Origin of the sequence: Streptomyces coeruleoprunus (genome assembly GCF_039542925.1) — a bacterium.
GTDB lineage: Bacteria > Actinomycetota > Actinomycetes > Streptomycetales > Streptomycetaceae > Streptomyces > Streptomyces coeruleoprunus.
Window position 1 is genome coordinate 351,798 of the sequence record NZ_BAABIT010000001.1, and the last position, 24,891, is coordinate 376,688.

20 protein-coding genes and 5 pseudogenes are annotated in these 24,891 nt (G+C 72.5%); 12 read left to right on the forward strand and 13 right to left on the reverse strand.

All coding sequences use genetic code 11. The annotated features are described in order from the left end of the window. Window positions 1–62 precede the first annotated feature (62 nt). A complete protein-coding gene (locus tag ABEB09_RS01685) occupies window positions 63–524 on the forward strand; it encodes an SRPBCC family protein (protein WP_345686335.1) in 462 nt (153 codons plus the stop codon). 102 nt (window positions 525–626) lie between these two features. On the opposite strand, the gene ABEB09_RS01690 is transcribed toward ABEB09_RS01685, so the two are convergent. The 4 genes and pseudogenes from ABEB09_RS01690 to ABEB09_RS01705 form a co-directional block, all read right to left on the reverse strand. Next, window positions 627–1,043, reverse strand: coding sequence for a CBS domain-containing protein (locus ABEB09_RS01690; RefSeq protein ID WP_345686337.1), 417 nt, complete (start codon window positions 1,041–1,043; stop codon window positions 627–629). Between the two features lie 11 nt (window positions 1,044–1,054). Beyond that, window positions 1,055–1,288, reverse strand: coding sequence for a DUF6480 family protein (locus ABEB09_RS01695; protein WP_345686339.1), 234 nt, complete (start codon window positions 1,286–1,288; stop codon window positions 1,055–1,057). A gap of 28 nt (window positions 1,289–1,316) precedes the next feature. Then, on the reverse strand, window positions 1,317–1,565 hold the full coding sequence (locus ABEB09_RS01700; RefSeq protein ID WP_345686341.1) for a CDGSH iron-sulfur domain-containing protein: 249 nt from the start codon (window positions 1,563–1,565) through the stop codon (window positions 1,317–1,319). Beyond that, window positions 1,549–2,207: pseudogene (locus ABEB09_RS01705) on the reverse strand (HemK2/MTQ2 family protein methyltransferase). Before ABEB09_RS01705 ends, ABEB09_RS01700 begins: the two are co-directional and overlap by 17 nt. 52 nt (window positions 2,208–2,259) lie before the next feature. Between ABEB09_RS01705 and ABEB09_RS01710 the strand changes: the two are divergent. Together ABEB09_RS01710 and ABEB09_RS01715 are read left to right on the forward strand one after the other, a co-directional pair. Continuing rightward, window positions 2,260–3,837 (forward strand): FAD-dependent oxidoreductase, encoded by a 1,578-nt coding sequence (locus tag ABEB09_RS01710; RefSeq protein ID WP_345686343.1) that lies wholly within the window; start codon window positions 2,260–2,262, stop codon window positions 3,835–3,837. 725 nt (window positions 3,838–4,562) lie between these two features. Further along, window positions 4,563–5,507, forward strand: coding sequence for an iron-containing redox enzyme family protein (locus ABEB09_RS01715; RefSeq protein WP_380841029.1), 945 nt, complete (start codon window positions 4,563–4,565; stop codon window positions 5,505–5,507). 302 nt (window positions 5,508–5,809) lie between these two features. Here the strand turns inward: ABEB09_RS01715 and ABEB09_RS01720 are convergent, their stop codons facing one another. Both ABEB09_RS01720 and ABEB09_RS01725 read right to left on the reverse strand, forming a co-directional pair. Beyond that, window positions 5,810–7,036: a cation:proton antiporter gene (locus ABEB09_RS01720; RefSeq protein WP_345686345.1), complete on the reverse strand. Its 1,227-nt coding sequence runs from the start codon at window positions 7,034–7,036 to the stop codon at window positions 5,810–5,812. Window positions 7,037–7,449: 413 nt separating this feature from the next. Continuing rightward, complete coding sequence (locus ABEB09_RS01725; RefSeq protein ID WP_345686347.1) at window positions 7,450–7,833, reverse strand: MerR family transcriptional regulator; 384 nt, start codon at window positions 7,831–7,833, stop codon at window positions 7,450–7,452. Window positions 7,834–7,927: 94 nt separating this feature from the next. Here ABEB09_RS01725 and ABEB09_RS01730 point away from each other — a divergent pair, with 94 nt between their 5' ends. Then, entirely contained in the window at window positions 7,928–8,392 is a 465-nt protein-coding gene (locus tag ABEB09_RS01730; RefSeq protein ID WP_345686349.1) for a hypothetical protein, read from the forward strand. Between the two features lie 27 nt (window positions 8,393–8,419). On the opposite strand, the gene nhaA is transcribed toward ABEB09_RS01730, so the two are convergent. The 3 genes and pseudogenes from nhaA to ABEB09_RS01745 all read right to left on the reverse strand — a co-directional run bounded on the left by nhaA (window position 8,420) and on the right by ABEB09_RS01745 (window position 12,230). Further along, window positions 8,420–9,718, reverse strand: coding sequence for a Na+/H+ antiporter NhaA (nhaA, locus tag ABEB09_RS01735; protein ID WP_345686351.1), 1,299 nt, complete (start codon window positions 9,716–9,718; stop codon window positions 8,420–8,422). Between the two features lie 306 nt (window positions 9,719–10,024). Then, a pseudogene (locus ABEB09_RS01740) lies at window positions 10,025–11,561 on the reverse strand (alanine/glycine:cation symporter family protein). Between the two features lie 468 nt (window positions 11,562–12,029). Beyond that, on the reverse strand, window positions 12,030–12,230 hold the full coding sequence (locus tag ABEB09_RS01745) for a hypothetical protein (RefSeq protein WP_345686353.1): 201 nt from the start codon (window positions 12,228–12,230) through the stop codon (window positions 12,030–12,032). 196 nt (window positions 12,231–12,426) lie between these two features. Here ABEB09_RS01745 and ABEB09_RS01750 point away from each other — a divergent pair. Then, window positions 12,427–13,584, forward strand: a pseudogene (locus tag ABEB09_RS01750) (right-handed parallel beta-helix repeat-containing protein). 137 nt (window positions 13,585–13,721) lie between these two features. After that, entirely contained in the window at window positions 13,722–14,087 is a 366-nt protein-coding gene (locus tag ABEB09_RS01755) for a hypothetical protein (RefSeq protein ID WP_345686355.1), read from the forward strand. A 44-nt stretch (window positions 14,088–14,131) separates the two neighbouring features. Here the strand turns inward: ABEB09_RS01755 and ABEB09_RS01760 are convergent, their stop codons facing one another. The 4 genes and pseudogenes from ABEB09_RS01760 to ABEB09_RS01775 form a co-directional block, all read right to left on the reverse strand. Beyond that, window positions 14,132–14,878 carry a hypothetical protein gene (locus ABEB09_RS01760; RefSeq protein WP_345686357.1) on the reverse strand — a complete coding sequence of 249 codons (747 nt, stop codon included), beginning with the start codon at window positions 14,876–14,878 and terminating at the stop codon, window positions 14,132–14,134. Between the two features lie 116 nt (window positions 14,879–14,994). Continuing rightward, window positions 14,995–15,495: pseudogene (locus ABEB09_RS01765) on the reverse strand (SigE family RNA polymerase sigma factor); the annotation flags it as partial. Between the two features lie 127 nt (window positions 15,496–15,622). After that, a complete protein-coding gene (locus ABEB09_RS01770) occupies window positions 15,623–16,480 on the reverse strand; it encodes an SMP-30/gluconolactonase/LRE family protein (protein WP_345686359.1) in 858 nt (285 codons plus the stop codon). Continuing rightward, window positions 16,477–17,247 (reverse strand): IclR family transcriptional regulator, encoded by a 771-nt coding sequence (locus ABEB09_RS01775; protein ID WP_345686361.1) that lies wholly within the window; start codon window positions 17,245–17,247, stop codon window positions 16,477–16,479. Before ABEB09_RS01775 ends, ABEB09_RS01770 begins: the two co-directional genes overlap by 4 nt. Before the next feature lie 223 nt (window positions 17,248–17,470). Between ABEB09_RS01775 and ABEB09_RS01780 the strand changes: the two genes are divergently transcribed. From ABEB09_RS01780 to mmsB, 6 genes and pseudogenes are all read left to right on the forward strand, one after another. Then, complete coding sequence (locus ABEB09_RS01780; RefSeq protein ID WP_345686363.1) at window positions 17,471–18,634, forward strand: mandelate racemase/muconate lactonizing enzyme family protein; 1,164 nt, start codon at window positions 17,471–17,473, stop codon at window positions 18,632–18,634. Between the two features lie 152 nt (window positions 18,635–18,786). After that, on the forward strand, window positions 18,787–19,785 hold the full coding sequence (locus ABEB09_RS01785) for a zinc-dependent alcohol dehydrogenase (RefSeq protein WP_345686365.1): 999 nt from the start codon (window positions 18,787–18,789) through the stop codon (window positions 19,783–19,785). A gap of 208 nt (window positions 19,786–19,993) precedes the next feature. Then, window positions 19,994–20,961: pseudogene (locus ABEB09_RS01790) on the forward strand (hypothetical protein). A 3-nt stretch (window positions 20,962–20,964) separates the two neighbouring features. After that, entirely contained in the window at window positions 20,965–22,083 is a 1,119-nt protein-coding gene (chvE, locus tag ABEB09_RS01795) for a multiple monosaccharide ABC transporter substrate-binding protein (RefSeq protein ID WP_345686367.1), read from the forward strand. 23 nt (window positions 22,084–22,106) lie between these two features. After that, the gene (mmsA, locus tag ABEB09_RS01800; RefSeq protein ID WP_345693809.1) at window positions 22,107–23,642 is read left to right on the forward strand and encodes a multiple monosaccharide ABC transporter ATP-binding protein; all 1,536 of its coding nucleotides are present in this window, start codon (window positions 22,107–22,109) and stop codon (window positions 23,640–23,642) included. A 9-nt stretch (window positions 23,643–23,651) separates the two neighbouring features. After that, the gene (gene mmsB / locus ABEB09_RS01805) at window positions 23,652–24,887 is read left to right on the forward strand and encodes a multiple monosaccharide ABC transporter permease (RefSeq protein WP_345686369.1); all 1,236 of its coding nucleotides are present in this window, start codon (window positions 23,652–23,654) and stop codon (window positions 24,885–24,887) included. The last annotated feature ends 4 nt before the right edge of the window (window positions 24,888–24,891 follow it).

The window sequence follows — 24,891 nt, forward strand, 5'->3', positions numbered from 1 at the left end:
ATGAGAGCGGCCGTCACGGGTACGCGGTGCTGCGTGCGATCCCCGAGAGAAAGGATTCGGCGATGGGCACCGTGAAGGAGGCCGTGGAGGTGGAGGTCCCTCTCCACACCGCCTACAACCAGTGGACGCAGTTCGAGGAGTTCCCCCAGTTCATGGAGGGCGTCGACGAGGTCGTCCAGCTCGACGACCGCCGCAATCACTGGGTGACCAGCATCGGCGGCGTACGCCGCGAGTTCGACACGGAGATCATCGATCAGCTCCCCGACGAGCGGATCGCCTGGCGCACGATCGGCGGCGACACCCAGCAGAAGGGCATGGTGGGCTTCCGCCGCCTGGACGACACCCACACCAGGGTGGAACTGGTCATGGAGGTCGAGGGGGGCGCCGCGGAGAAGGCCGCGGAGACGGTCGGCCTGGTCGACCGGCGCGTCAAGGGCGACATGCGGCGCTTCAAGGAGTACATCGAGACCAAGGGATCCGCGTCCGGAGGGTGGCGGGGCCGCATCAGGCCCGGCGACCGGTGACACGCGGCAGACGGCCGTGGGCCGGGGCTCGCTCGCCGGGCCCCGGCCCACGGTCCGCCCGCACCGCTGTCGTTGCTGTCGTTCAGTCGGTGCCGCTGTCGTTCAGTCGGTCGACAGGGCTTCCAGCAGGTCGCCGACCTGCGGGTCCGGCAGGGCGCGCGCCACGTCGGCCTGGGCGATGATGCCGACCAGCCGGTGCTCCTCGATCACCGGCAGACGGCGCACCTTGTGCTCCGTCATCTTCCGCAGGACGAGCTGGGCGTCGTCGTCCGCCTCGACGTACACGACCCTGCCCTGGGCCAGCTCGCCGGCGGTGGTCCGCGCCGGGTCCTTCCCGACGCCGAGGGCCTTCACGACGATGTCGCGGTCGGTCAGCATGCCCTTCAGTTTGTCGTCGGAGCCGCAGATCGGCATGGCGCCGACACCCAGTTCGGTCATCCGCTCCGCGGCGCGCAGGACCGTCTCCTCCTCGCCGATGCAGTCGACGCCAGCGGTCATCAACTGGCGTGCGGTGGTCATGTCGGGTCTCCTCACAGTGCGATGATCAGCGCCATGGCCGCGAACAGCGCGGCGACCAGGACGACAACGAGCAGGATCAGGGTCAGCGGGGCCTTCGCCCAGCCGGTCGGCGGGTTGTGCGTCTCCTGCGGGCCCGCCTCGGGCATCGACGACTCCGCCGGCGGGGTCTCGCCGGGCGGCACGCCGCCGCCGGCGTCCAGACCGGGGGTGTTACGGGGGTCGGGATCCGGATTCGTATGGCTCATGCGGGACGAGTGCGCAGCCCGGAGGCGTTCATGCACCTTCGTTGGCCGCGTCGGCGTCCCGGTCCGCGCCGGGGTCCGGGGCGGGGCGGCTGCGGCGGCGGTGGCTGGTGTCGCACCAGGGCGGGCGGCGGGTGCGGCGGCAGGTGCACAGGGCGACCATGAACCGGTCCGAGCGGGCGGTGGTGCCGTCCGGCAGCCGCACCTCGACCGGGCCCTCGACCAGGACGGGGCCCTCCGGGTCGACGACGACGCGGCGCGGCTCAGTCCCGCTCGGCACGGATCACCACCAGTTCCTCGCCGCGCAGGCCGGGCGGGACGACGCCCAGCTCCTCCAGCCAGGCGGCCCGCCGCGACATGACGGGGCCGAACGGGATCGTTGCCCGGTTCTCCACGCGGACGCGCAGGCCCCCTCCTGGAGCCGGTCCAGGGTGGCGCCGACCCCGCACAGCGCCGACTGCACCAGCAGCAGGACCCCGGAGGCGCGCAGCAGCCGCGGGACGTCCGCGCAGAGGCGGTCGATGACCTCCCGCCCGTCGGGGCCGGCGTCGACGGTGCGGGCCGCGCCGCGAGCGGGCGCCGGGGAGCGCACGTACGGGGGGTTGGAGAGGATCAGGTCGAAGCGGTGGCCGTCGACGGGGCCGGTGAGGTCGCCGTGCCGGACGTTGATCCGCAGGCCGAGGCGGCGCGCGTTGCACCGGGCGGTCAGGACGGCCCGCCAGGAGATGTCGACGGCGGTGACCCGCGCCGCGCCCTCCCGCGCGGCCAGGAGCGCCAAGGCGCCGGTTCCCGTGCCGAGGTCGAGCACCTCGGCGCCCGGCAGGCGGTGGCCCCGGCAGCGCAGTTCGGCCGCGGCGGAGCGCGCGAGCAGGACCGTGTCCTCCTGGGGTGCGTACACGCCGTGCGGGCTGAGTAGGCGCATGCGCAGCGGGTACCTCGGACCTCTCCGGCGAAACGGTACGAGGAGTGTGCCCATGAGCTACGAGCCCGAGTCGTCCTCCGGTCCCGTGCCCGCCCACGGGTCGCTGTGGATGGAGTACGCGCCCGGTCCCGCCCGCCCGGCCCTGGAGGGCTCCGTCGAGACGGAGGTCGTCGTGGTCGGCGGGGGTGTCGCGGGGCTGTGCACGGCCTGGGAGCTGGCCCGTGCGGGCCATCCGGTGGTGCTGCTGGAGGCGGACCGTATCGCGTCGAGCGTGACCGGCCACACCACGGCGAAGCTGTCGGCGCTGCACGGCCTGGCGTACGCGGACATCCGCGCCGTGCACGGGGCGCGGGCGGCCCGGCTGTACGCGCACTCCCAGCAGCTGGCGGTGGAGCACGTCGCGGAGGTCTCGGAGGAGCTGGGCATCGACTGCGACCTGGAGCGGGTGCCCGCGTACACGTACACGGAGGATCCGCAGCAGGCGGAGAAGTTCCGCGAGGAGGCGGAGGCGGCGCGCGAGGCGGGTCTGGCCGCGTCGTACGTGACCGAGGTGCCGCTGCCGTTCCCGGTGGCGGGCGCGGTGCGCGTCGAGGACCAGGCGCAGTTCCATCCGCGCAAGTACCTGCTGGCGCTGGCGGCGGACCTGGAACGGCTGGGCGGGCGGATCTACGAGCGGACGCGGGTGACGGGGCTGTCGGAGGGCCGGCCCTGCGAGGTGACCACCGAGCGGGGGTACGCGGCGGTCGCCCGGGACGTGGTGGTGGCCACGCACTACCCGGTGTTCGACCGGGCGCTGCTGTTCACCCGGCTGGAGCCGAAGCGCGAGCTGGTGGTGGCGGGTCCGGTGCCCGCGGAGCGGGATCCGGGCGGGGCGTTCCTGACGCCGGAGGGCGGCACGCGGTCGGTGCGGACCGCGCCGTCCGGGGAGGAGGGGCGGCGGATGCTGATCGTCACCGGGGAGAAGTTCCTGCCGGGCACGGCCGGGGAGGGCGAGGTGGGCGAGCGGTACGCGCGGCTGGAGGGCTGGGCAGCCGAGCGGTTCCCGGGGGTGCGGTTCACGCACCGCTGGGCCACGCAGGACAACTACACGCCGGACCGGGTGCCGTACGTGGGACGGCTGCACGCGGGCTCCCGGCACGTGTACGTGGCGACCGGCTTCGCCGGCTGGGGCATGAGCGGCGGCGTGATGGCGGGCGAGCTGCTGGCGGGCCGGATCCGCGGCCGGGAGCCGGCCTGGACGTCGCTGTACGACCCGGTGCGGCTGCACCCGCTGCGCGAGGTGCCCGCGGTGCTGAAGCTGCAGGCGCACGTCACGCGGCACTTCGTCGGTGACCGGATGCCGGGCGCGTACGCCGACTCGACGGCCGACATCGGGCCGGGCCAGGGCGCGGTCGTACGGGTCGGGGGGCGCCGGCTGGCGGTGCACCGGGACGCGTCGGGCGCGCTGCACGCGGTGTCGGCGCGCTGCACCCACCTGGGGTGCGTCGTGCACTTCAACGACGAGGAGTGCCGCTGGGAGTGCCCCTGCCACGGCTCGCGGTTCGCCGTCGACGGCAAGGTCGTCCAGGGTCCCGCCGTGCACCCACTGGAGCAGGCCGAGATCACGGAGGAGGAGGCGGGCCCGTCGTGACCGGCGCACCGCTCCCGACACCACGCGGACCGCTGTCGCAGGCGGTGCTGCGGGTGCTGCGCGGGGACGGACCCTTGATGAAGGGAACCGCTCGGGCCTCACCGGCCAGGCCCGACCCGACCGCTCCGGCCTCGGCGAGCACGGCAGTCGTGGACGGGTCGCACCGGGCAGCCGTGGCCGGACCGGGCACGGCAGCGGTGGACCGGGCAGGCGTGGCTGCCGTGGGGCCGGCAGGGGCGGCGGTCGTGGGGCCGGGCCCGGTGGGCGGAGGCGGGGCGGGCACGGCAGCCGTGGACGGACCGGGCCCGGCGGACGTGGGCCGGGCAGGAGCGGCGGCCGCAAATGGGCCGGGGCCAGTGGACGAGGGCGGGGCGGGCACAGCGGCCGTCGACGGACCGGGCGCGGCAGCGCTGGGCCGGGCAGGCGTGGCTTCCGTGGGCCGGGCCGGCACGGCTGCCGCAGGGCCGGCAAAGGCGGCGGGCGTGGACGGGGCCGGAGGCGGGGCAGGCACGGCAGCCGTGGACGGACCGGGCCCGGCGGACGGGGGCCGGGCAGGAGCGGCGGCCGCAAATGGGCCGGGGCCAGTGGACGAGGGCGGGGCGGGCACAGCGGCCGTCGACGGACCGGGGGCGGCAGCCGTCGGCCCGGCCGGCACGGCGGCCGCAGGGCCGGTGGCTGTGGATGGGGCGGGCGTGGTTTCCGGGGATTCGGCCGGGACGTCGGGCGTGGGACGGGTGGGTCCGGGTGCCGTGGGCCGGGCCGGTTCCGTGGACGTGTACGGCGCGGATCCGCTCGGTGAGGACCTGCAGCTCGCGCTGTACCTCGCGTACGAGCCGCACTACCGGGCTCTGGAGGGGGTCGCCGAGGACCGGGAGTGGGACCCGGCGCTGCTGGCCCTGCGGCGGCCGATGGAGGAGGTCTTCCTGGCGGAGCTGCGGGCGGCGGCGGGCGGCGACGCTGGCGATGTGGCCGCGGCCCTGGAGCCGCTGTTGGAGGAGCCCGTCGACGGGCGCGGCGTGTCGCACCGGCTGCTCGCCGAACCGGACTGGGGGCGGATGCGCGAGTACCTGGCGCACCGGTCGCTGTACCAGCTCAAGGAGTCGGACCCGCAGCTGTGGCTGGTGCCGCGGCTGGAGGCGGGACGGGCGAAGGCGGCGCTGATGGCCGTGGCGTTCGACGAGTTCGGCGCGGGGCGGGCCGAGCGCGTGCACGCGCGGCTCTTCGCCGAGCTGATGGCGGGCGCCGGGCTCGACCCCGCGTACGGCCGTTACACGGATCTGGCGCCGGCCACGACGCTCGCCACGGTGAACGTGATGTCGCTGTTCGGCCTGCACCGGTCACTGCGCGGGGCGGCAGCGGGGAACTTCGCCGTTCTGGAGATCACCTCGTCGCCGGGGGCCAGGCGCCTGGCGGGCGCGCTAGGGCGGCTGGGCGCCGACGAGCGGTGCTTGCGGTTCTTCACCGAGCACATCGAGGCGGACGCGGTGCACGAGCAGGTCATGCGCCGGGACGTGCTGGGCGACCTCCTGGACCGGGAGCCGGACCTCGCGCCGGAGGTGGTGTTCGGCATCCGGGCGACGACCCTGCTGGACGCGCGCTGGGAGGCGGCGGTGCTGGCCGCGTGGGACGAGGGCCGCTCATCGCTGCGCGGGCCGCTGCCGACGGCTTAGGTCGTGTCCGGCGGATCATGCCTGAGCTGCGGGGTCTGGCACGCCCTCCCCCAAGCCCTGACGGGCAGGGGGGACCCCAGCGGCGTTGTCGTCGGTCGCGATGGCTCCCCCATCCCTCCCTCCTCCGCCTTGCAGCCGCACGCACCAGACCCCGCTCACCAGCAGTCGAAGGCACCGCCCATGTCGGCATGATCCGCCGGACACTCCCTGGGCGTCGGTGCCCGTCGGGCGCGCCCCGCACCCGTGTCCCTCCGGGGTCGTCGGCCAGGAGGGCACGGGGTCCGCACGGCACGAGGCGGTGCTCAGGCGTCGACGGGAACGGTCGCGGGGCTTTCCGCAGCCGCGGGAGCCGCATGCGCGGCAGGCGTCGCGGACTTCGGCCGGCGCCTGAGGCGATGGGCCAGGGGCTCGGTGTAGCGGGCGGTGAGCGGGCCGATGACGACGAGGATCAGGACGTATGCCGTGGCCAGCGGCCCGATGCGCGGCTCGACGCCGACGGCGAGGCCCGCGATGACGATCGAGAACTCGCCGCGGGCCACCAGCGCGCCGCCGGCCCGCCACCGGCCTCCGCCCCGGATGCCAGCGCGGCGGGCCGCGTACCAGCCGGTGGCGATCTTCGTGAGCGTGGTGGCGAGTGCGAGGAGGAGGGCGGGGACGAGCACGGGAGGGATGTCGGCGGGGTCGGTGGACAGGCCGAAGAAGACGAAGAAGACGGCCGCGAACAGGTCCCTCAGCGGGGTGAGCAGGGTGGCGGCGCCCTCGGCGACCTCTCCCGACAGGGCGATGCCGACGAGGAAGGCGCCGACGGCGGCGGAGACCTGGAGCTCCTGGGCGATGCCGGCGACGAGGAGGGTGAGGCCGAGGACGGCGAGCAGGAGCATCTCGGCGTTGTCGGAGGAGACAGCACGGCTGATCAGGCGGCCGTGGCGGAGCGCCACGTACAGCACGGCGCCGACGGTGCCCAGGGAGATCAGGAGGGTGGCCGCGCCGCCGGCCAGTCCGGCCCCGGCGAGCACGGCGGTGAGGATCGGCAGGTAGACCGCCATGGCGAGGTCCTCGATGACCAGCACGCCGAGGACGACGGGGGTCTCCCGGTTGCCGAGGCGGCGCAGGTCGCCGAGGACCTTCGCGATGACGCCGGAGGAGGAGATCCAGGTGACGCCGGCGAGAGCGACGGCGGCGACGGGTCCCCAGCCGAGGAGGAGGGCGGCCGCGGCGCCGGGTACGGCGTTGAGGGCGAAGTCGACGGCGCCGGAGGGGTATTGGGTCTTCAGGTTGGTGACGAGTTCGGAGGCGCTGTACTCCAGGCCCAGCATGAGCAGCAGCAGGATGACGCCGATCTCGGCCCCGATGGCGACGAACTCCTCGCTGGCTTGGAGGGAGAGGATGCCGCCGTGACCGAAGGCGAGGCCCGCGAGCAGGTAGAGGGGTATGGGCGAGAATCCCACGCGTCCCGCCACCCGGCCGAGGAGGCCCAAGCCGAGGATGATGGCCCCGAGTTCGATGAGCAGAGCGGTCGTGTTGTGCACGGGCGTCGGTCCTCCGGTCGGTTCGGTGACGGCGTCAGTGCCTTCTCGTGGACGGGCAGCGCGGTGCCGGCCGGTGAAGCAGGCGGGGCGACCCGGGAGAGTGGGGGGTCACGGGAACAGCGGGTACGGGCCGTGCGGGCGCACGGGGCCGTGCATGCGGTGATCCCGGGGGAAGCCGGAAGGGCGTCAGGCGCGGAAGGCGGTGCCGGGGGTATCGGGCACGCTGTCGCGAGCGGCGTTGTCGATGCGCGGCCCCCTCATCTCACGCCCCCTCATCGCGTCGGCGTCCGAGCGGACGCGCCCGAGCCCCCATGTCATGTGCGCCATCCGCCCGAAGGGAGCGTAATGACTCGGTAAAGAATATTACCGTATCGCACATCGCGCAGGGTGAATGCGTCGTCACGCCTGAACGGTCACGCGTCCGGGACGCGGGCGGCCGCCCGTTCCGCCGCCCGCAGGGGGCAGCCCGTGCCGACGCGGGCCTCCAGGTCGGCGCGCAGGGCGGCGAGGTCGGCCATGCGCGCGTCGATGACCCGGATCTTCTCCTCGAACAGCGTGGACAACGCCTCGGCGCTGTCCGGCGCGTCGCGCAGGTCCTCGCCGTGCCGGGCGATCTCGGCCAGCGAGAAGCCGAGCGTCTGCGCAGTGCGGACGTAGACCAGCCAGGTCACGGTCTCCGGCGGGAAGTCGCGATAGCCGTTGGCGAGCCGCTTCCCCGTGACGAGGCCGATCCTCTCGTAGAAGCGGATCGTGTCCTTGGTGAGGCCGGACCGTGCGGCCAACTCCCCGATGCGCATGGCCCTCCCGCCGGGCTGCGGACTTGACCTTGGAGCGTACTCCACTGTTTAGCGTGAGGCCTCGTCGCTGCCGTGAGACCAGCAGGAGCCTCTCGTGATCCGTCTTCTCCGCCCTTCCCGTTCCGCCTATCTCGGCGTCGTGCGCACGAGCGCCTGGTACGACCTCGTCGTCACCGCGGCGTTCGCGACGCCGTGGACCTACGCGCTGGTCCACGGCGTCCTGTCGTCGCTGGGTGAGGCGTCCGGGCTGGGAGTGATGCCCGCGCGCGACCCGATGCAGACCCTCTACGCGAATCTGATGGGTTCGGTGGTGGTCGTCTGGGCTCTGCTCCGGATCGTCGGGCCACTGCCGCTGCACGGGCTGCTCGACGCCGCGGCGCGGACGCTGTTCGCCGCGTGGCAGGCGTACGCGCTGGCCCACGGTGCCCCACGGATCCTGTGGCCGTTCCTGGTCGTGGAGGTGACGTTCGGGATTCTTCAGCTGCTGCCGTGGTGGCGGGCCCGCGCGGACCTCATGGGCCGCGCCGACGCCGTACGGCCGGCCGCGCGCATGGCCTGACGAGGTCCCGTCGGCCGACCGTGCCCGTCAGCGTTCGGCGGCGCCGGCCCGCTGGTAGATGTCGGGGATGCCGTCGTGGTTGTCGTCGCGGGTCTCCGCCTCGTACAGGCGCCGGTAGACGCCGTTGCGGCGCTTGATGAGGACGGCCGCCAGGACTGCGGCGGCCAGGGAGCCGACCAGGACGGCGGCCTTGACGCTCTCGGTCAGCGCCGGGTCGGGGAAGGCCAGTTCGCCGATCAGCAGCGCCACGGTGAAGCCGATCCCGGCGAGGACCGCCAGGGCGAACACGTCAGCCCACGCGAGTTCCGGGTTCAGCCGCGCCCGGGTGAACCGGGCGGCGAGGTAGGTGCCCGCGAAGATGCCCAGGGTCTTGCCCGCCACGAGGCCCACGACGACGCCGAGCGGTTCCGGCCGGGTGAAGACGTCGGCCAGGGCGGCGCCGGAGACGCCGACGCCGGTGGCGAAGAGCGCGAACAGCGGAACCACGACGCCGGCGGACACCGGGTGGAGGAGGTGCGAGGTGCGCTCGGCCGGGGAGGCGGCCTCGCCCTTGTCGCGGGTGGTGCGCAGGATCAGGCCCATGGCCACACCGGCGACGGTCGCGTGGACGCCGCCGTTGTACATCAAGGCCCACGTGACGAGGCCCAGCGGGACGTACCACCACCAGCCGCGCACCCGCAGCCGCTGCAGGACGTGGAAGAGGACGAGGCAGGCGGCGGCGCCGCCGAGCGCGGCGTAGTCCAGGTCGCTGGTGAAGAAGATCGCGATGATGAGGATGCCGCCCAGGTCGTCCACGACCGCGAGCGTCAGCAGGAAGGCGCGCAGCGCGGCGGGCAGGTGGGAGCTGAGGACCGCGAGGACGGCGAGCGCGAAGGCGATGTCGGTGGCCATCGGCACGGCCCAGCCGTCCGTGCTGCCGCCTCCGGCCGCCGCGGTGACGGCGTACAGGGCGGCGGGTACGGCCATGCCGCAGATCGCGGCGATGACGGGCAGGGCCGCCGTGGCGGGGTTGCGCAGTTCACCGACGACGAGTTCGCGCTTCAGCTCGATGCCGGCGACGAGGAAGAAGACGGTGAGGAGCCCGTCGGCGGTCCAGTGCGCCACGGAGAGGTCCAGGCCGAGGGACGGCAGGCCGAAGTGGACGTCGCGTATCCGCTCGTAGATGTCGCCCCAGGGGCTGTTCGCCCAGATCAGCGCGACGACGGCGGCCGCGAGGAGCACCAGCCCGCCGACCGTCTCGGTCCTCAGCGCCTCGACGACGGCGTTGCGCTCGCGCAGGGGCAGAAGGCCGAGGAAGGGGGAACGCTCACGCGGCGTGGCAGCCATGGCGGGGCCTCCGGGGCATCGAACGGAAGAGGGCATACGAGCCCCTGGAATCGCCGACCAGACTTCCCGGCACACCGCGCGCCGTGCCTGCCGTGTCGGCTCCCTGTCGGAGAGCCGTACGGAGGTGCTGCCGCAAGAGGGCGGCCTTGACGCGTTATTGACACCCTAACCGGGGCCCGCGGATCCCACCAGACCCCATTTCACCTGGGAAAACAGGGTTTCGCGGGCACGACGAGCGGGCCCGTCCACACCAAGACGCGAGGTGTGTACGGGCCCGCTCCGGAGCCGGGCCGCCCGGGGGGGCGGTCAGATGGTGGTCTTCGCCGACTCCTGGTCGTCGTCGTCCTCGGTGATCTCGCCGGCCTTGCGGGCGCGGACGAACTCCAGGAAGGAGTTGAGCTCGCGCTTGACGACCGGGGCGAGGAGGTAGAGGCCGATGATGTTGATGACGGCGAGCATGAAGAGCACCGCGTCCGCCATGTCGATCAGGGTCTGCAGCGTCAGCAGCGAACCGGCGACCGCGAAGACGGTGTAGACGACCTTGTACGACAGCACGCTGCCCCGGCTGCGGCCGAAGAGGTGCGTCCAGGCCTTCTCGCCGTAGTAGCCCAGGTCAGCACCGTCGAGATCGCGAACAGCAGCACCGCGATGGTGAGGATGTACGGGAACCACGGGAGGACGGTCGCGAAGGCGTCGGAGGTGATCGTGACACCGCCGATGGACTTGCCCTCGCGGGCCTCGTTCCAGCTGGCCGGGTTGGCGATGACGATGGTCAGCGCCGTCATGGTGCAGATGACCACGGTGTCGATGAACGGCTCCAGCAGGGCGACCAGGCCCTCGCTGGCGGGGTGCTTGGTCTTGACCGCGGAGTGGGCGATCGGGGCGGAGCCGAGACCGGCCTCGTTGGAGAACGCCGCCCGCTTGAAGCCGATGATCAGCGCGCCGAGCACACCGCCCGCGACACCCTGCGGGTTGAAGGCGCCCTCGATGATCGTGGCGATGGCGGCGGGCACCGCGGTGACGTGGACCAGGATGACGACCAGGCAGGCGGCGATGTAGATGCCGGCCATGGCGGGGACGAGCTTGCTGGTGACGTTGGCGATGGAGCGGATGCCGCCGAGCAGCACGATGCCGACGAGCGCGGCGATCAGGATGCCGAAGAACAGGCGCCGGCGGCGGAGGAGCCCAGCAGGCCGTCCTCGCCACCGGTGACGGAGACCAGCTGCGCGTACGACTGGTTGACCTGGAAGAGGTTGCCGCCGAAGAGGCCGAAGAAGAGGACCATGGCGGAGGCGAGGATCGCGAGGACCTTGCCGAACTTCTTGCCGCCCTCGCCGAAGCGGTCGGCGAGACCCTTGGGCAGGTAGTGCATCGGGCCGCCCGAGACGGTGCCGTCGGCGTGCACCTCTCGGTACTTCACGCCGAGGGTGACCTCGACGAACTTGGTGGCCATGCCGAGGAGACCACAGAGGATCATCCAGAAGGTGGCGCCGGGGCCACCGATGGAGACGGCGACGGCGACACCGGCGATGTTGCCGAGGCCGACGGTGCCGGAGACGGCGGCGGTCAGGGCCTGGAAGTGGTTGACCTCACCGGCCGACCCCTTCTCGTCGTACTTGCCGCGCACCACGTCGAGGGCGAGCTTGAACTTGCGGACCTGGACGAATCCGAACCAGCCGGTGAAGACCAGGCCGGCCACCACGAGCCAGGCGACGATGAGCGGAAGCTGCGTTCCGCCGACCTCGACGGAGTAGAAGATGACTTCCCCGAGCCACTTGGCTATGGGCTCGAAGAGTCCGCTGACGGCTTCGTCGACGGACGTGGTGATGGAGTCGAGTGACACTGTGGCTACCTCGATGGCGCAGTACGGCGCTTGGGAGGGCGCGCCGGGAAGATGTGCGGTCTTTGAGCGAACGCCGTTGTCCGGTCGGCGACCAGGGATGCGGTCCGTGGACTCGGACCGTGATCCCTGGTCGTACAGCCGGAAGGTGCCCGGCTCCTCCACAGGACGGCGAGGGGTGGTGCCACCTGCGGAGTTGCGCCGTTCTATCACAGCCTTTACGCCATCCTTAGTGAGGCATCTCACATTACGTTCGGTAATCATGAAAAGTGCCAGCGAGCGAGACCGGACCGTTATTCGGGAGCGGTGATCCGTTCACCGGACACGTATATCCCGGTGGGTGAGACGGCAGGCAGGCCCGGGGCTTCCGGATCCGGTGTCGCGCGGCGGGCCGGCGCAGAAGAGAGGGCCACGCGGCTCGGCTCGGCTCGGAGGAGTCGGAGGTGCGGCGTGGCCCAGGGGGTGCGTGGGTCAGGGGAGGAGTTCGTCCAGGGCGGCCTTGCCCTTTTCGGCCAGCCTGCGCTCGGCCCAGGCCAGGTTCTTGGGGTTGACGTCACGCCCGGAGGCGAGGACCAGGTCTTCCACGGTGAATTCGCCTTCGGCTCCGCTGTGCAGGAGGGAGTCGGGCGTGACGCCCCCCAGCCGGGACGTCGATTCGGACTCTTCCTTCATGCCGCCTCCTTGTTCGGTCCGGCACGGCCATTGTCGTCGCCCCACCGGACGGACGCATCCCCGAGCCGGCGTCGTCGCGGTCCGTGACCTGGCGGTTCTCCTCGGCTACGGCTCGCGGCAACGTTTCGGCGGTCCGCGGCGACTCCCGGGAGACCGTGCGGTCCGGCACGGTCCGCCGAGGAGAGGAACCCGCGCCGTGAGGCTCAGCGCAGCAGCCCCCCCCCGTCACCGTCGCCGTACCCGTACGCTCACGCTCGCCACCGCGGTCGCCGTGGCGGCGGGCGGCGGGGCTGTGGCTGGGGGTGTCGCAGGACGCCGCCCGGGCGGCCACGACGGTGGTCGTCTCCGACACGGCGCCCTGCAGAGCGCGGTGGCGAGCGCCACGGCGGGGACGACCATCCAGGTCCGCGGCGGCACCTACTACCCCACCAGCACGCTGAAGTCGACGGCGAACGGCACCGCGGCGAACCGGATCACGCTGACCGCGTACGGCTCGGAGCAGGTGAGGATCGACGGGTCGCGGCTGCCGCGGGCTCCTGGCTGATGGCGATCTACGGAGACCACTGGACCGTGCAGAACGTCCGCTTCCAGAAGTCGCCCGCCCACGGCTTCGTCGCGACCTCGTCGGTCGGCGGCGTCTTCAAGAACCTGGTGACCAGCGACAACGGCGACAGCGGCTTCACGCTGCGCGGCGACGGTACGACGGGGAACCTGATCCAGAACCTGGACTCGTACGGCAACTACGACGCCGCCGCCCACGGGCAGAACGCGGACGGCCTGGCGATCAAGTTCGGCTCCGGCACCGGAACCGGGTCACGGGGGTCCGGCTGTTCAACAACGCCGACGACGGCATCGACCTGTGGCAGTGGGCGAGCCCGGTCACCATCGAGCACACCTGGGCCTTCGGCAATGGCAGGAACCGCTGGAACGACCCGGCGTTCGAGGGGAACGGCAACGGCTTCAAGCTGGGCGGCGGCGGTGCCACGGCGGCCCACGCCGTCAACAACAACGCGGCCTGGGACAACACGCAGCACGGCTTCACCGAGAACGGCAACACGGCCGCGCTGGGCCTCAGCCGCAACACCTCGTACGCCAACGGCAGTCCGGGTTCTTCTTCGAGACCGGCACGGCCCGCCTGGCGGCGAACCTCGCCGTGGCCAACGGCGGCGGGCTCGCGAAGCTGGGCCCGGCGACGGTGTCGGCGCGCAACAACTGGGACAGCGGTGTCGCCACGCCGCCGTTCCGGTCGACCGACGCGTCGAGTGTGTACGGGGCGCGGAAGGCGGACGGCTCACTGCCCGCGACCGCCTTCCTGACGACGGGGTCGACGACGATCGGGTCGACCATGGACTGAGCGGCTGGGAGCCGTACGCCGACGAGGAGGGGCCGGAAAGGCGGTGGTTTCCGGCCATTCCACGGGCCGCCGCCATACGGCTCCCCCGCCCTCGCCGTCGCTAGGGGCACAGGACCGATCCCGACGGAAGGGCAACGATGATCACTCGCAAGGCGAGGCTGGCGGCGGCCGGCCTGGCGCTCGGTACGGCCGTCTCCCTGGTCGGCATGGCGGGCACGGCCCACGCGCGGAGCACCACCGTCGAGGCCAACAGCAACATCCGCGCGGCGGCGACCACCAACAGCAGGCTGGTCGGCACCACGAAGGGCGTGAGCGAGGCCCATGTGTACTGCTTCACCAGGGGCCAGTACGTGAAGGTGGGCAACTACGGCACCAACGTCTGGTACCACGTCAACGTCTTCGACAACGCCGCCAACCCGCCGCACGCCTATCTCCGGGTGTACGTCTGGGGCGGCAACGTGAACGTCGGCGCCGACCCGGCTCCCGGCATCCCCCCCTGCTGACGCGGCCCGGCGGCCGTGCCGCCGCCCGGGAGCCGGAAGGCGTTTCAGAAGGCGCCGCCCACCCGGGCCTTCCGTCCGTCCGTGGCCGTCGCGGTGACCGTCCAGCGGTCGCCGCGCGCGTCACGGCCACCCTCGGCGTGGTTGTACTGGCCGGCGAAGACGTGCTGCCCCTCCGGGGCGGTGCGGCCGGGGCGGAGGGTCCAGGTGTAGACGAGGACGCCGGCCTCCTCGCGTACGGAGACGGTGAAGTCGTCCGCGGGCAGCGAGCGCCAGTTGCCGGTGTCGGCGACGCCGCCGGTCTGGACGACGCGCAGCTCGACGGTGAGGGCACCGAGCGGGGCGGCGCTGGTGAAGGTGATGTTCGACTGGGCCCAGAAGCGGTTGCTGTGCGGGTCGACGGCGCCCTGGCCGCTCAGGTGACCGTCCCGGGTGCGCAGCGCCTGCGCGGTGGGCGTGGAGGTGGGGACGGTCGGCCCGCCCGTGGGCCGGGTTGCCGGGGCCGACGCGGAGGGCGGCGGGCCGGGCCTGGGTGACGTGGCCGTGGGGGCCGGGCCCGGCGGCGTGGCCGCGGGCGGGGCCGGGCTCGCGGCCGTCGGCGGGGGTACGGCGGTGGTGGCCGGGGGCACCGCGGTCGTGGCCGGGCCGTGGTCGCCGTTCAGCAGGGTGCCGGCCGCGTAGCCGCCGACGGCGAGGACGGCCGCGACGGCGGTGGTGGCGCCGGCGACGCGCAGCCAGGGCGCGGCGAACGGGCGGCGGCCGCCGGGCCTTTCGGCGGCGGGCGGGGCGGCCATGCCGCGCTCGACGCGGGCGAGGATGCGCGCGCGGTCGGGGCGGTGCGCCCGGGCCGCGTCGCGCAGCGCCTGCTGCAGGTCGTCCATCTACTTCCGGCCTCCCACCAGTTCGGAAGCGCGGGCCGGGACGCCAGGAACTGTTCGAGCTGGGCCATGGCCTTCGAGGTCTGGCTCTTCACCGTACCCACCGATATGCCGAGGGTGAGTGCGGTCTCGCGCTCCGACAGGTCGAAGGCGTGGCGCAGGACGACGCAGGCGCGCTTGCGGAACGGCAGGCGGCGCAGGGCGTCCTGGACGTCGACGACGGCCGGTACGTCGGGGTCGTCGGTGCGGTCGGGGCGCTGCGACCAGAAGAGGGCGACGCGGCGGCGTTCGCGTACGGCGCTGCGGATGCGGCTGCGGGCGAGGTTGGCGACGACGCCGCGGGCGTAGGCGGCGGGGTGCTGGGCCGCGCGGACGCGGTCCCAGCGGTGCCAGAGGGCGAGCAGCGCGTCCGCGGCGAGGTCGTCGGCGGCGTCCGCCTCGCCGGTGAGGAGGTGGGCGAGGCGGGCCAGTTCGGCGTAGTGCCGCTCGAAGAAGGCGTGGAACTCCGCGGCGGCGTCATCGGATGTCCCCACGGGCGGCCTCTCCCCTGCGCTCCGTCGCGCTGTGTCGGCGGGTGCACCGGGCCGGCGGGCGGGCCGTCCCGTTCGTGGTGCGTCCTCTTGGTGGCGGGTGAGCATAGCAAGCGCTTGCCAAAAAGGGTCACCCGGCGAACTCCGTTGCCGGCAGGCCCTGTCCGGCGTCCGGCAGGACGAGCAGGGATCCGGAGAGGGGGTGCGGGCGGGCCAGTCCGGTGCGGGCGGTGGTGACGTAGAGGTCCCGCAGGCCGGGCCCGCCGAACGCGCACGCGGTGGGCCGGCGCACCGGCAGCGCGACGGTCCGGTCGAGGCGTCCGTCGGGGGTGTAGCGGCGCAGGGCGGCACCGTCCCACAGGGCGACCCAGACGCAGCCGTCGGCGTCGACGGCGAGGCCGTCGGGGAAGCCCGCGCCGGGCTCGACCGTGGCGAACGGGAGGCGGCCCGCCACCCCGCGGCCGCCGTCCACGACGTGGCAGACGTCGATGCGGCGGGTCGGGCTGTCGATGTAGTACATGAGGGTGCCGTCCGGGCTCCAGCCCGTGCCGTTGCTGACGGCGACGGCGGGGAAGACGGTGGTGGCCGTGCCGTCGGGCGCGATCCGGGCGAGGGTGCCGCCGCCGTCCGCCTCGTCGTAGCGCATGGTGCCCGCCCACAGGGAGCCGTCGGGGGCGACGGCGGCGTCGTTGCCGCGCCGGCCGGGCACCGGGTCGTGGTGGAGCCAGCGGAACGCCCCGTCGGCGCCGTACAGTCCGACGCCGTCACGGAGGTTCACGACGAGCCCGCCGCCGGCGCGGGGTTTGGCCGCGCCGACGTGCTGGGCGGTGAGCATGACGGTCCTGCGCCCGTCGGCCGGCGCGTAGGTGTGGACGCGGGAGCCGAGGATGTCGACCCAGACGAGCCGTCCGGTGGCCGGGTCCCAGGTGGGCCCTTCGCCGAGTTCGGCCGTCTCGCGGACGGCGACCTCGGGGTGCGGCGCGCTCACCGGGCGCCCCGGTGGCCGAGGCTGGCGGAGAGGTCGGCGGCGCCCTTGGCGGCCAGGTCGGCCAGTTCCGCCTCGCGCTCCTCGCTCCAGCGGATCATCGGGACGGAGATGGACAGGGCGGCGACGACCTGGCCCGTGCTGTCGCGCACGGGCGCGGCGACGCAGCTGACGTCCGGGTTGGACTCCTGGTGCTCGACGGCGACGCCCCGCTCGCGCACGACGTCGAGCGCGGCGCGCAGCTCCTCGTGGCCGGTCACGCTGTTGGGCGTCATGGCGATCAGCTCGCGGCCCTCGATCCGGCTGTCCAGCTCGTCCTGCGAGAGCGAGGCGAGCAGCATCTTGCCGACGGAGGTGCAGTGCGCGGGCAGCCGGCGGCCGGCGGCCGAGACCATCCGGACGGCGTGGGTGGAGTCGACCTTGGCGATGTAGATGACGTCCAGGTCCTCCAGGATGGCGACGTGGACGGTCTCGTCGCAGGTCTGGGCGACCTCGCGGGCGACCCGCTGGCCCTCGGCGGCGAGGTCGAGGTGTTCGGCGTAGCGGCTGCCGAGCTGGTAGGTGCGTACGCCGAGCCGGTAGCGGCCGGGCTGTTCCCGGACGGGCACCAGGTACGAGCGGGCGGCGAGGGTGGTGAGCAGTTCGTGGACGGTGGTGCGCGGCAGTTGGAGCCTGCGGGTGACCTCGGGCGCGGAGAGCGTGCCGTCGCCTTCGAGGAACAGTTCCAGGATGTCGAGCGCCCTGGTCACCGCGGGAACGAGACGTCCCATGATGCCCACCCCCTTCGTTCGAAACTCCGGTCACTGACCGGTATGACGAACACAGGCTACCCACCTCCCACTTCACCGGCAATGGTCCTGCCGTACGACGGTCGGCGCACGAACCATTGACACCCCCGCCGGGGGCTGATTACGGTCACGCCACGATTTCGAACGTGTGACGAAATACCGAACGTACTCCACGCACCGACCGGACTCACTAGGGGCAACTACCGTGCGCATCACGGGAATCAGCACTCACGTCGTCGGGACCCCCTGGCGCAATCTGACCTATGTCCTCGTCCACACCGACGAGGGACTCACCGGCGTCGGCGAGACACGCATGCTCGGCCACACGGACGCGCTGATCGGCTATCTGCGGGAGGCGGAGGCCAATCACATCGCGGGTTCAGACCCGTTCGCCGTGGAGGACCTGGTCCGCCGGATGAAGTACGGCGACTACGGCCGGGCCGGCGAGATCGTGATGTCGGGCATCGCGGTCGTCGAGATGGCCTGCTGGGACATCAAGGGCAAGGCGCTCGGCGTCCCGGTCTGGCAGCTGCTCGGCGGAAAGGTGACGGACCGGGTCAAGGCGTACGCCAACGGCTGGTACACCACGGAACGGACGCCCGAGGCGTACCACAAGGCGGCGCAGGAGGTGGTCGCGCGCGGCTACCGGGCGCTGAAGATCGACCCGTTCGGCACGGGCCACTTCGAGCTGGACGCCGAGCAGACCCGGTACGCCGTGTCGCTGATCGAGGCCGTGCGCGACGCGATCGGGCCGGACGCCGAGCTGATGCTGGAGATGCACGGCCGGTTCAGCCCGGCCACAGCCGTACGGCTCGCCAAGGAGCTGGCGCCGTTCAACCCGGCCTGGCTGGAGGAGCCGGTGCCGCCGGAGAACCTGAAGGCGCTCAAGAAGTTCGCGGACAAGGTGGACCTGCCGGTGGCGACCGGTGAGCGGATCCACGACCGGATCGAGTTCCGCGAGCTCTTCGAGTCGCAGGCGGCCGACATCATCCAGCCGGACCTGGGCCACATCGGCGGCATCCTGGAGACCCGCAAGCTGGCGGCGACCGCCGAGACCCACTACATGCTGGTCGCCCCGCACAACGTGGGCGGCAGCGTCCTCACCGCCGCCTCGCTGCAGCTGGCGGCCTGCACGCCGAACTTCAAGATCCTGGAGCACTTCAACGACTTCGCGGACGCCGAGATCAAGAAGGTCGTCAAGGGCGCCCCGCAGGTCGACCCGGAGACGGGCTGCTTCGAGGTCTCGCACGCACCAGGCCTCGGCGTGGAGCTGGACGTCGACGCGGCGGCGGAGTTCCCCCAGCAGCAGGCCCGCTTCGACCTGTGGGCCGAGGGCTGGGAGAAGCGCACCCCGAAGGGCACGCAGTGAGCGGCACGGCCGCCGACTCCCCGCCTGCGGGGGACGGTCCGGGCTCCGGGGAGGGTCCGGGTGCCGGGGGCGGAAAGGCCGCCGGGAGCGGCCCGGCCGCCGAGGGCGTGACCGCCGTCGGGGGTCGCCGGGCGGCCGGGCGGAGTCGGGCCGTGGTCATCGACCGGCCGGGCGCGCACCGGCTGGTCGAGCGGGGCGTTCCCGAGCCGGGGCCCGGTGAGGTGCTGGTGCGGGTGGCCGCCGCAGGGATCTGCATGAGCGACCGCGAGGTGCTGGACGGTCACCGTGCGCCGGGCTACGTCCGCTACCCGGTGACGCCCGGTCATGAGTGGGCCGGGGTCGTGGAGGCCGTCGGCGCCGGGGTGGACCCGGCGCTGGTGGGCCGCAGGACCGTCGCCGAGGGGTTCCGGGCGTGCGGGACGTGCGAGCGCTGCCGGTGCGGGGAGACGAGCCTGTGTTCCGGCGGGTACGCCGAGACGGGGTTCACCGAGCCGGGCGCGTTCGCCGACCACCTGACCGTTCCCGCACGGCTGTTGCACCCGCTGCCGGACGGCGCCGATCTGCGGGCGGCCGCGCTGCTGGAGCCGGCCGCCGTGATCGCGGCGGCGGTACGGGCCGGGCGGCCGCGGCCCGCCGAGCGGGTGGCGGTCGTGGGCGCGGGCACGCTGGGGCTGCTCGCCGTGCAGCTGCTGGCCGCGGTCTCGCCGGCCGAACTGACGGTGATCGACCCGCGGGCGGAACGGGCCGACACGGCACTGCGGTTCGGCGCGACCGAGGCGGTCTCGCCCGAGGGGGCGGAGGCGCTGCACGGGCGCTTCGACCTGGTGGTGGAGACGGCGGGCGCGCCGTCGACGGCGGCGTCGTCGTGCCTGCTGGCGCGGCGGGGCGGGCGGGTCGTGCTGACCGGGATGTTCGCGGCCGGCGCGACCGGGATCGACCCGGTGCACCTGTCGGTGAGCCAGCTGGAGATCCGCAGCGTCTTCGGCGCGCCGTCCTCGGCGTGGGCGGACGCGGTGCGGGCCTTCGGGCTCGGGCTGCTGGACCCGGCGCCGCTGATCACGCACGAGTTCCCGCTGGAGCGGTTCGCCGAGGCGATCGCGCTGGTCGGCGGGGGTGACCCGAAGACCGGCAAGGTGCTGCTGCGGCCCTGACGGGCCCCCGAGACGTACGGCGGTACGGGGTGCGCCTGTCCCGCCCCCGTACCGCCGTACACCCCACGTTCCGAATACTGTCCGAAATTTCGAACGCCTCGGCCGGACATCTCGGTCGAACACCTCCCCCGAAGCTCTCGACCGACGCTCGCGCCCGAAGCTCTCGATCCGAACACCTCTACCGAACGTCTCTACCCAGAGGAGCCCTGTGACCTCCCCGTCAGCCCCCCGTCGCCCCGGCGCCGACGTCCTCGGCCGGATCGGCCATCCCTTCCCCGGCCTCGATCCGGCCGACGCTCCCCGCACGCCTTCCCCGACGGCGGGGTGTGGCGCACGGAGATCCCCTCGGTGGAGGGTCCTGAGGCGCTCGCCGTCGTCCTGAAGGAGAGCTCCCGCCTGGACCTGCCCGTGCACCGGGTCAGCCAGGGCAGCGGCGTGTGGATGCTCACCGACGCCGAGATCACCGAGATGGTGGAGTCCTGCGCGGAGCGGGACATCGAGCTGTGTCTGTTCACCGGCCCGCGCGGCACCTGGGACATCGGCGCCTCCACGCGCACCGACTCCGGCGGGGCCGGGCTGCGCGCCCGTGGCCATGACGCGCTGGCCGGCTGCGTCGAGGACGCGCTGCGCGCCACCGCGCTCGGGGTGCGGTGCCTGCTGGTCGCCGACGAGGGCGTGCTGTGGACGCTGCACCGGCTGCGCGCCGCCGGCGAACTGCCCGCCGACACCACGTTCAAGCTGTCCGCGCTGACCGGCCCGGTCAACCCGGCTTCGTACGCCGTGTACGAGCGCCTCGGCGCGGACTCCATCAATGTGCCCTCCGACCTGACGCTCGATCACCTGACCGAGATCCGCCGGGTCAGCGGCGCACCGATGGACATGTATGTGGAGGCCCCCGACGACCTCGGCGGCTACATCCGGATGTACGAGGCGGCCGAGCTGATCCGGCGGGGCGCGCCCCTGTACCTCAAGTTCGGGCTGAGCCGGTCCCCCGGCATCTACCCGTACGGCGCCCAGCTGCGCGACACCGCGCTCGCCACCGCGCGCGAACGCGTCCGGCGCGGACGCCTCGTCCTCGATCTGCTGGCCCGGCACGGCGCGGACGGCGGCATGTCGCCGCTCGGCTCGCGTCTGCCCGGCGAACTCCGGCGTTTCCCCGTCCCGGAAGGTGACTGATCCATGCGCACCCGCACAGCCCGTCTCACGGGCGCCGCCCTCGCGGTCGCCCTGCTCACCGTCTCGCTCTCCGCCTGCGGGCAGGAGGCGCGCGGCGGCAGCCGCTACAAGCCGCCCGCCGGCAAGGGCGGTGTCATCGGCCTGGCCATGCCGACCAAGGCGTCCGAGCGGTGGATAGCCGACGGCGAGAACATGGCCGAGCAGTTCCGCAAGGCCGGCTACCAGACCGACCTGCAGTACGGCGACGACAAGGTCGAGAACCAGATCGCCCAGATCGAGAACATGATCACCAAGGGGCGCCGGCTGCTCGTGGTCGCCGCGATCGACGGCTCGGCGCTCACCGAGGTGCTCCAGCGGGCGCACGACGCGGGCATCCCCGTCATCTCGTACGACCGCCTCATCATGGGCACGCCGAACGTCGACTACTACGCGTCGTTCGACAACGAGCGCGTCGGCGAGCTCCAGGCGTCCTACATCGTCCAGCAGCTGAAGCTCGGCAAGCTGGCGAAGGGCACGGGCGACGCGTACAACGTCGAGCTGTTCGCGGGCTCGCCCGACGACAACAACACCAAGTACTTCTGGAACGGCGCCATCAAGGTCCTCAAGCCGTACCTGGACACCGGCCAGCTGGTGGTGCGCAGCAAGCAGACACAGCTCAACCAGGTGACCACGCTGCGCTGGGACGGCGGCACCGCGCAGAAGCGCATGGACGACCTGATCAGCAAGAACTACGGCGAGACGCGGGTCGACGCCGTCCTCTCCCCGTACGACGGGATCTCGATCGGCATCATCTCGGCGCTGAAGAGCGCCGGTTACGGCACGAAGGACCAGCCACTGCCGGTCGTCACCGGGCAGGACGCGGAGCTGGCGTCGGTGAAGTCGATCATCCGGGGCGAGCAGACGCAGACGGTGTTCAAGGACACCCGCAAGCTGGCCGCGCAGGCGGTGCAGATGGGCGACGCGGTGCTGAACGGCCGCACGCCCGAGGTCAACAACACCGCGGACTACCACAACGGCAAGAAGGCCGTGCCGTCGTATCTGCTGGACCCGGTCAGCATCGACAAGGCGAACACGCAGCTCCTCGTCGACGAGGGGTACTTCACGGCGGGACAGCTGAAGTGAGCGGCGGCCACCCGGTACTGGAGATGCGCGGGATCACCAAGACGTTCCCCGGCGTCACAGCGCTCTCCGAGGTGAACCTGACGGTGCGGCCCGGGGAGATCCACGCGATCTGCGGGGAGAACGGCGCCGGCAAGTCGACGCTGATGAAGGTCCTCAGCGGCGTGCACGCGCACGGCTCGTACGAGGGCGAGATCCGCTTCGAGGGCGAGCCGGTGGCCTTCCGGGACATCAGCGCCAGCGAGCGGCACGGCATCGTCATCATCCACCAGGAGCTGGCCCTCGTCCCGTACCTCTCGATCGCCGAGAACATCTTCCTCGGCAACGAGCGCACGGCGCGCGGCTTCGTCGACTGGAACGAGACGCTGCGCGAGGCGGGCCGGCTGCTGAAGCGGGTGGGACTGCGCGAGAAGCCGCAGACGCCGGTCGCCGACCTCGGCGTCGGCAAGCAGCAGCTCGTGGAGATCGCCAAGGCGCTGTCCAAGGAGGTGAAGCTGCTCATCCTGGACGAGCCGACGGCCGCGCTCAACGACGAGGACAGCGCGAAGCTGCTGGAGCTGATCCTGGAACTGCGCGAGCAGGGCATCGCGAGCATCATCATCTCGCACAAGCTGAACGAGATCCGGCGGATCGCGGACTCCGTGACGATCCTGCGCGACGGCCGCACCATCGAGACGCTGACGGTGCGCCAGTCACCCGCAGACGAGCCGGAGCTGTCGGAGGACCGGATCATCCGGGGCATGGTCGGCCGCGACCTCGACCACCGCTTCCCCGAGCGGACGCGCTACGAGGGCGAGGACGCCGGCCGGGTGGCCCTGGCCGTGCGCGGCTGGACCGTCCGCCACCCCGTGGACCAGCAGCGCACCGTCGTCGACGACGTGTCGCTGACGGTCCGGCGCGGCGAGATCGTCGGGATCGCCGGGCTGATGGGCGCGGGCCGGACCGAGCTGGCCATGTCGGTGTTCGGCCGCTCGTACGGGCGGTACGTCTCCGGGACGGTCGAGGTGGACGGCCGGGAGGTCACGCCGAGGACGGTGCCCGCGGCCGTGGCGGCCGGCATCGCGTACGTCACGGAGGACCGCAAGCAGTACGGCCTCAACCTCATCGACGACATCAACCGGAACGTCTCGCTCGCCTCCCTGCACGGGATGCGGCGGCGGGGCGTCGTCGACGAGCACCACGAGCGCCGGGTCGCCGAGGGCTACCGCACCTCCATGAACATCAAGGCCCCCACGGTCTTCGAGCAGGTGGGGCGGCTGTCCGGCGGCAACCAGCAGAAGGTCGTCCTCAGCAAGTGGATCCACGCCGACCCCGAGGTGCTGATCCTCGACGAGCCGACGCGCGGCATCGACGTCGGCGCGAAGTACGAGATCTACACCGTCATCGACCGGCTCGCGGCGCAGGGCAAGGCGGTGCTCATGATCTCGTCCGAGCTGCCGGAGCTGCTCGGGATGTGCGACCGGATCTACACGATGGCCGAGGGCCGGCTGACCGGTGAGGTCGACCGCGCCGACGCCACCCAGGAAGTCCTGATGCGTCAGATGACCATGAACAGAAGCTGAGGCCCCGCCATGACCACCACGACCACTTCCCCGAAGGACGCGGCCCCCGGCCGGCCGTCCGCGTCCCAGCCGTCGACCCGCGAGGTGCTGGTGCAGGGGCTGCGCGGCAACATGCGCCAGTACGGCATGCTCGTCGCGCTGGCCTTCATCGTCGTGCTGTTCCAGATCTGGACGGACGGCACCCTGCTGCTGCCGAACAACGTCTCCAACCTGGTCCAGCAGAACAGCTACATCCTGATCCTCGCCATGGGCATGATGATCGTCATCATCGCCGGGCACATCGACCTGTCCGTCGGCTCGCTCGTCGCCTTCGTGGGCGCGATGTCGGCGGTGATGATGGTCAAGGGCGACATGCCCTGGGTGCCGGCGCTGCTGCTGTCGCTGCTCATCGGCGGAGTCGCGGGCGCCTGGCAGGGCTACTTCATCGCCTACCTCGGCATCCCCTCGTTCATCGTGACCCTCGCCGGCATGCTGCTGTTCCGCGGTCTGACGCAGATCGTGCTGGAGGGCCAGTCCATCGCCCCGTTCCCCGAGGGCTTCCAGAACATCGCCAAGGGCTTCATCCCGGAGATGGGCCCGTACACGCAGTACCACAACCCCACGCTCGTCCTCGGCCTGCTCGCCGTCGTGTTCCTGCTGGTGCGGGAGTGGCGGGACCGCAGCCGGCAGCTCGCCTACGAGCTGGACGTCCTGCCCATGGGCGTGTGGGTGCTCAAGTGCACGGCGATCACGGCGGCCGTGGTGGCGTTCACGCTGACCCTGGCCTCCTTCCACGGGGTGCCCGTGGTGATGCTCATCATGTGCGCCCTGCTCATCGGCCTCGGCTATGTGATGCGCAACGCGGTCGTCGGCCGGCACGTGTACGCGCTGGGCGGCAACAAGGCCGCGGCGAAGCTGTCCGGCGTCAAGGACAAGCGGGTCACGTTCCTCGTCTTCGTCAACATGGGCGTGCTCGCCGCGCTCGCCGGCTGCGTCTACGCGGCGCGGCTCAACGCCGGTACCCCGCAGGCCGGTCTCAACTTCGAACTGGAGGCGATCGCCGCGGCGTTCATCGGCGGCGCCTCGATGAGCGGCGGCGTCGGCACCGTGATGGGCGCCGTGATCGGCGGCCTGGTGCTCGGCGTGCTCAACAACGGCATGTCCCTGGTCGGCATCGGAACCGACTACCAGCAGGTCATCAAGGGTCTGGTGCTGCTGGCGGCGGTCGGCTTCGACGTCTGGAACAAGCGCAAGGCAGGCAAGTGACCGA

What these genes read in the sequence shown, in the direction of transcription:
- ABEB09_RS01685 (WP_345686335.1), top strand. Translation starts at nt 63, where the DNA reads ATGGGCACCGTGAAGGAGGCCGTGGAGGTGGAGGTCCCTCTCCACACC.
- ABEB09_RS01690 (WP_345686337.1), bottom strand. Translation starts at nt 1,043, where the DNA reads ATGACCACCGCACGCCAGTTGATGACCGCTGGCGTCGACTGCATCGGC.
- ABEB09_RS01695 (WP_345686339.1), bottom strand. Translation starts at nt 1,288, where the DNA reads ATGAGCCATACGAATCCGGATCCCGACCCCCGTAACACCCCCGGTCTG.
- ABEB09_RS01710 (WP_345686343.1), top strand. Translation starts at nt 2,260, where the DNA reads ATGAGCTACGAGCCCGAGTCGTCCTCCGGTCCCGTGCCCGCCCACGGG.
- ABEB09_RS01725 (WP_345686347.1), bottom strand. Translation starts at nt 7,833, where the DNA reads ATGCGCATCGGGGAGTTGGCCGCACGGTCCGGCCTCACCAAGGACACG.
- nhaA (WP_345686351.1), bottom strand. Translation starts at nt 9,718, where the DNA reads ATGGCTGCCACGCCGCGTGAGCGTTCCCCCTTCCTCGGCCTTCTGCCC.
- ABEB09_RS01745 (WP_345686353.1), bottom strand. Translation starts at nt 12,230, where the DNA reads ATGAAGGAAGAGTCCGAATCGACGTCCCGGCTGGGGGGCGTCACGCCC.
- ABEB09_RS01755 (WP_345686355.1), top strand. Translation starts at nt 13,722, where the DNA reads ATGATCACTCGCAAGGCGAGGCTGGCGGCGGCCGGCCTGGCGCTCGGT.
- ABEB09_RS01760 (WP_345686357.1), bottom strand. Translation starts at nt 14,878, where the DNA reads ATGGCCGCCCCGCCCGCCGCCGAAAGGCCCGGCGGCCGCCGCCCGTTC.
- ABEB09_RS01775 (WP_345686361.1), bottom strand. Translation starts at nt 17,247, where the DNA reads ATGGGACGTCTCGTTCCCGCGGTGACCAGGGCGCTCGACATCCTGGAA.
- chvE (WP_345686367.1), top strand. Translation starts at nt 20,965, where the DNA reads ATGCGCACCCGCACAGCCCGTCTCACGGGCGCCGCCCTCGCGGTCGCC.
- mmsA (WP_345693809.1), top strand. Translation starts at nt 22,107, where the DNA reads ATGCGCGGGATCACCAAGACGTTCCCCGGCGTCACAGCGCTCTCCGAG.
- mmsB (WP_345686369.1), top strand. Translation starts at nt 23,652, where the DNA reads ATGACCACCACGACCACTTCCCCGAAGGACGCGGCCCCCGGCCGGCCG.